This window comes from Chloroflexota bacterium, assembly GCA_016235055.1.
GTDB lineage: Bacteria > Chloroflexota > Anaerolineae > JACRMK01 > JACRMK01 > JACRMK01.
The window spans coordinates 1-5424 of record JACRMK010000042.1; the positions used below are offsets into that span (position 1 = coordinate 1).

3 protein-coding genes are annotated in these 5424 nt (G+C 64.8%); all 3 read left to right on the plus strand.

Annotated features, from left to right (window positions below):
* Positions 1 to 1331 precede the first annotated feature (1331 nt).
* The 3 genes from HZB53_10090 (at position 1332) to HZB53_10100 (ending at position 5059) form a co-directional block, all read left to right on the plus strand.
* The gene (locus HZB53_10090; protein MBI5877992.1) at positions 1332 to 2138 is read left to right on the plus strand and encodes a hypothetical protein; all 807 of its coding nucleotides are present in this window, start codon (positions 1332 to 1334) and stop codon (positions 2136 to 2138) included.
* Between the two features lie 246 nt (positions 2139 to 2384).
* Positions 2385 to 3485, plus strand: coding sequence for an aminopeptidase P family protein (locus tag HZB53_10095; GenBank protein MBI5877993.1), 1101 nt, complete (start codon positions 2385 to 2387; stop codon positions 3483 to 3485).
* On the plus strand, positions 3482 to 5059 hold the full coding sequence (locus HZB53_10100) for a S8 family serine peptidase (GenBank protein MBI5877994.1): 1578 nt from the start codon (positions 3482 to 3484) through the stop codon (positions 5057 to 5059). The genes HZB53_10095 and HZB53_10100 overlap by 4 nt, the downstream gene beginning before the upstream one ends.
* Positions 5060 to 5424 lie beyond the last annotated feature (365 nt).

The following is a 5424-nucleotide window of genomic DNA, read 5'->3' on the forward strand; positions in this document are numbered from 1 at the left end:
CAACTTCGTTGGGAGGGGGCCGGGGGGAGGGCAGCATTACTTGCTCGTCGTATCGGTTTGCGTGACAAGCACCTGAGCACCAGCGCTTGACAAGCCGCAATTGGAAAGTACCCGTACAAAGGCAAATTGAGAATTGCTGCTCATGGTATTGACCGGGGGAGTCAACGGTACTATCATTTGAGTAGCCGCAACAGGTAACAAGCCATAATCGCACGGACTCATCCAGCACTTGCAAGGAGGATGAGCAGATGGTGTTCACGACCGACCGACCAGACCGGGCAAACGCCGGGTCAAGAGAGTCGGCCGTTTTGTTTTCCCGATGCCGGGCATCCCTGCGGCGATGTCCGGCCGCGATGGCTGGAGGCGCAAGCCAGGATGCTCCGTACTGGTTTAGTCCGAAGGCATTGATCACAGGGTTCCGGACTGCGGCATGATCCGTAACCTGCCAGTCGACATTCAGCGCCGAAACGCAGTTGAATCGCGCGCCGGTTGTTTTGCCGCGCGAGCGAGAATCGCTAACCGTCCGTCGTTCTGCGGCATTTGCGATCTGGCGATTGGAGGATACCGTGAAACAGCAGCCTGATGCCAGCCGTGCATGCGGCCGTATGCTTAAGTGCCCTTCCGCGCGGATGGGACTCGCGCTCTTCATTGCGCTCGTGTTGCTGACCGGATGTTGGGACCCTTTCGGGGGTGGCTTTCAAGAGTCGATTGACAAAGCTGTAAATGAGATCGAAAAGACAAGGCAGACCATCGACAAGGAATCAACCAACTGGCGCGGCGAGTTGCCGAAACTGGCGAACGCGCTGCAGGGCATCGAGAGCCAGGCCGCAAGTGACGCCCGATCGGCGATCGCGGACACGACCAACCAGGTTCAGGACATGGCGACGCAGTCCATGCAGATGAGCGACGCCAAAGCCCAGTCGCTCATCAGCCAGGCCGGCGTGGAGTTTCGCTGCAATGCGGGCTTCGTCCGGCAGGGCGTGCTGGATCAACTGAGGACCATTGTGGATGACCTGAAGTTCTACGCGCAGAACCGGAAGCACCAAGGCGACAAATCCATCCACGCGGTATGCTGGATCAACCCCACGGCGCTGGCGCTGGTTCCGAGCGGCGCCGCCTGGGTGCTCAACACGAGCAACATGCCCGAAAAGAACATCGTGATGGTGTTCGGCTACAACTTCCGTCCCGACGCCCTGCCCAGCCTCGATCTGCAGGATGGCACCGGCCGGAAGCTGCGCGGCGCGAACCTGCGCGCCGCGTACGTGACGCGCTACCAGATCAACCTCGACTTCTCGACCGAGAAGTTCGAGGGCGTCGCGCCGGGCGCCCGCATGGTCTTCAACTGGCCCGACAAGGCCGACCCCAATACGCTCAACCTGACGCTCAACCCGCCCGGCAAGCTTAGACTGAGCAACCCGGTGTTCACACCGCAGTCTCCGACAGCCTCGAAAGAGGCCGTGACGCTCAGAGTAACCGTTAAGAATGAAGGCGGCTCCCGCAGCGGCAATTTCGTCGTCACGTGGAAGCCGGACCCGAGCGATAACAACGTGGTGTCCACCAGCCAGACGCCGCTCGAATCCGGTGAAGCCCGGGTCGTGTCTTTTGCGGGCTATACATATCGGCGCGATGGCTCGATTCAATCGGTCATCTCGCTGAGCAACGGTGACGACACGCTCAGCGCCTCCGTGAGCGTTGCCAAGGCACCACCGGCGCAGCAGGATGTGATTTGCCAGGGGCCGTTTGGCGGCACCGGCGGCCGCGAGTTCAGTGATAAGGACCAGGTGCCTGCTGGCGTCCGTATAACCGGCGTCAACGTGCGCCACGGCTCGCGCATTGACGCGATCCAGGTGGTGCTTTCCTCCGGGACGTTGCCAGCCCATGGCGCCGGTGGCGGAGGTTTCACGAACTTCTCGCTTGCCGCCAATGAATACATCACCGGTATTGAGGGCCGTACCGGTACCCGGGTGGACTCGCTGAGAATACGCACCAATACTGGCCGGACGTCAGTCTGGTTCGGCGGAAGCGGCGGAAGCCTTCCATACTCTCTTGTCGCTCCGGCCGGATACGAAATATTTGCGTTCTTTGGCCGCTCTGGTGAGGAGGTTGACGCCATCGGCGCGTGCATGCGGCGTCGGTAAGATGATCGGCTGACAAGATGACAAGATGACACGGTGACAAGGTGACAAGATGACAGGATGACAGGATGACCGCGTCACGCGTCGCTCCGGTGTTGGTTGGAACGACAGCCACCGCATCCGTCATCCGCTCGACATCCGTTGACCGTCCGTTTGTCCGTTGGTCGTCCGTTGTCGGACTTGCGCCACTCCCCGCGCTCGTGTATCCTCGATTGCATTACACACATTCCGTCTGATGGAGTTGCTACCATGAATGACCAACGCCTGGCGCGCACGCGCCGCCAACTGGCCGCCAAGGGCATCGACGCGCTCGCGCTCGTGCCCGGCCCGAACATGATCTACCTCGCCGGCCTGTCGCTGCACCTGAGCGAGCGCCCGTCGGTGCTTATCGTGCGAACTGATGGCGGCATGGGCATCATCGCGCCGTCGCTCGAAGCGCCGCGCGTCGCGCAGACGCTCGGCCCCGCCGTGCAGGTCTTCGCCTGGGCCGACGAGGAGGGGCACGAGGGCGCGTTCGCCAAAGCGTGCGCCGCCATGGGCCTCGCCAACAGTACGCTCGCCATTGAGTATCTCCAGATGCGCGCCATCGAGGTCAAGGCGTTCGAGTCGCACGCGCCCGGCGTCAAACTCGTTGCGCTTGAGCAGAAGTTCCCGGCCTTCCGGGCGATCAAGGACGCCGACGAGATCGCCGCGACCAAACGCGCCGTGGCGATCATGGAAACCGCCCTGCACAAGGCGATGCAGGCGATCAAGCCGGGCGTGACCGAGCGCGAGATCGCGGCGGTCTACCGCGCCGCGGCGGCCGAGGCCGGCAGCGAGGGGATGCCGTTCAGCCCGATCGTCGCCTCCGGCCCCAACGCCGCTAACCCGCATTCCGTCGTCAGCGACCGGCAAATCCAGCCGGGCGACCTGGTCATCATCGACTGTGGCACGTTGTACGGCGGGTACGTGGCCGACATCACGCGCACCTTCGCCGTCGGGGCGATCAGCGCCGAGGCCGAGCGCATCTACAACACCGTGCTGGAGGCGAACCGCGCCGGGGTGCGCCGCGCAGCGCCCGATGTGGCCTGCGGCGACGTGGATCGCGCCGCGCGCGACGTGATTGCCAAAGCCGGCTATGGCCCGTACTTCATCCACCGCACCGGGCATGGCCTCGGCATGGAGACGCACGAGCCGCCGTACATGGTCGGCGGCAACCCGATGCCGCTGGAAGCGGGCATGATCTTCACCGTCGAGCCGGGCATCTACATCGAAGGCCAGGTCGGCGTGCGAATCGAGGACGACGTCGTCTGCACCGAAAACGGCGTCGAGGTGCTGACGACGTTCGAGCGGGGGCTGATTCGCCTGTGAGGCACTATCGCGCGCGCCGCATCGCGGCTCTGACGGCGGCGGCAGTGGCGCTGGCGGCGCTCCTCGCGGTCGTCGTACCGGCGCGGGCCGTGTCTGACCCGCAGGCCAAGCTACAACCGGCGCTGTTCGAGGCGCTGGCACAGGGCGATGCGCCGATGCTCGTCTACTTCGGCGGCACGGCTGACCTGTCGGCGGCATATGGCATAGCGGACAAGACCACCCGACGCCGCTACGTCTACGACCGCCTCCGTGAACAGGCCGCCCGCAGCCAGGCCGCCGCGCGCGGGCTGGCCGAGCGGGCAGGCGCACCGGTTCGCCCCCACTACCTGTTGAACATGATCGAGGTCAGCGGCGACGCGGCGCTGGCGCAGGCGCTGGCCGCGCTACCGGAGGTGTCGCGCCTGGCACTGGATACCCCCGCGTCAGCCAACCTGCCCCTTCCACAGCCCGAAGCCGGTACCAACGCACCATCGGCGCCCGCCGGGATCGAGTGGGGCGTCAACCGCATCCATGCGCCGGACGTCTGGATTACGTATACTGTGCGCGGCGAGGGGATTGTGGTCGGCACGGCCGACACCGGCGTACAGTGGGATCACCCGGCGCTGATCGGCCATTATCGCGGCTGGAACGGCATTACGGCCACGCACACGCTCAACTGGCACGATGGGGTGCATGCGCCTGCCGGCGTCGGCGCCTGTTCCTCTGCGGACAATCTCGTGCCGTGCGACGGCTACGGGCATGGCACGCACGTCACCGGGATCATGGTCGGCGACGACGGCGCGGGCAACCAAGTCGGCGTCGCGCCGGGTGCGCAGTGGATCGGCTGCCGCAACATGGACAACAGCGGCAACGGCTCGATCGCTCGCTACACGGAGTGCTTCGAGTTCATGCTGGCACCGTTCCCGCCGGGCGGCAACCCGCTGACCGACGGGCACCCGGAATTGGCGGCCGATATCGTCAACAACTCGTGGACCTGCACACCCGGCGAAGGCTGCGACAGCCTGCACCTCAACGACCTGGAAGCGCCGATCCAGTCGCTCAACGCCGCCAGCATCTTGGTGGTGGCGGCGGCCAGCAACTACGGCTCGGCGTGCAGCACCGTCCGCGAGCCGATCGGCATGTACGCGGAGGCGTTTGCCGCCGGCGCGACCGACATTGGCGACAATATTGCCAGTTTCAGCAGCCGCGGACCGGTGACGGTGGACGGCAGCAACCGGATGAAACCGGATATCAGCGCGCCTGGGGTGAGCGTGCGCTCCACGTACCCGTATAGCGGCTACAACACGTTGTCGGGCACGTCGATGGCCAGCCCGCACGTCGCCGGGGCGGCGGCGCTGCTCTGGAGCGCGGTGCCTGCCCTGACTGGCAAGATTACCGAGACGATCGGCTATCTGGAGTCCACGGCGACGCCGCGAACTACAGCGCAGGGCTGCGGCGGCGACAGTCCCAGCGCCGTGCCGAATAACGTGTACGGGTACGGCATCGTCAACGCGTTGGCCGCGATCCAGTCGGCGGCCAGCCAGTACCCGACCCGCACATTGCGCTATTACATTCCGATATTCATGCAGCCGTAGGCGGATCGCGTTCCCCCACCCCAACCCTCCCCCGCGACGCACAACCAGCGTCGCAGGAGAGGGGGTCTGCTCCTTCCCCTGTTCGCTGTGGTTGCGAACGGGGGAAGGTATGCCCTATGCCGCACGCGTTGCGTGCAGGCGGGGCGTACGCCCCGCGGCATAGGGTGCGGATGGGGGTTCAGTGGTACCTTTTGGTGAGCCGTTTTCATCACCATACACTGTGAGGGTATTTGTTTACCGCGTCTGCCGACGCATATTCGTTGGTGTTGCCGCGTGTCCGGCCTGGTCGGCCGCTCGATGGCCGCATGCGCGATGCTGCTGGCACGACTCGTATTGAATTCTCACTTGAAGCATGCCGAGCGCGC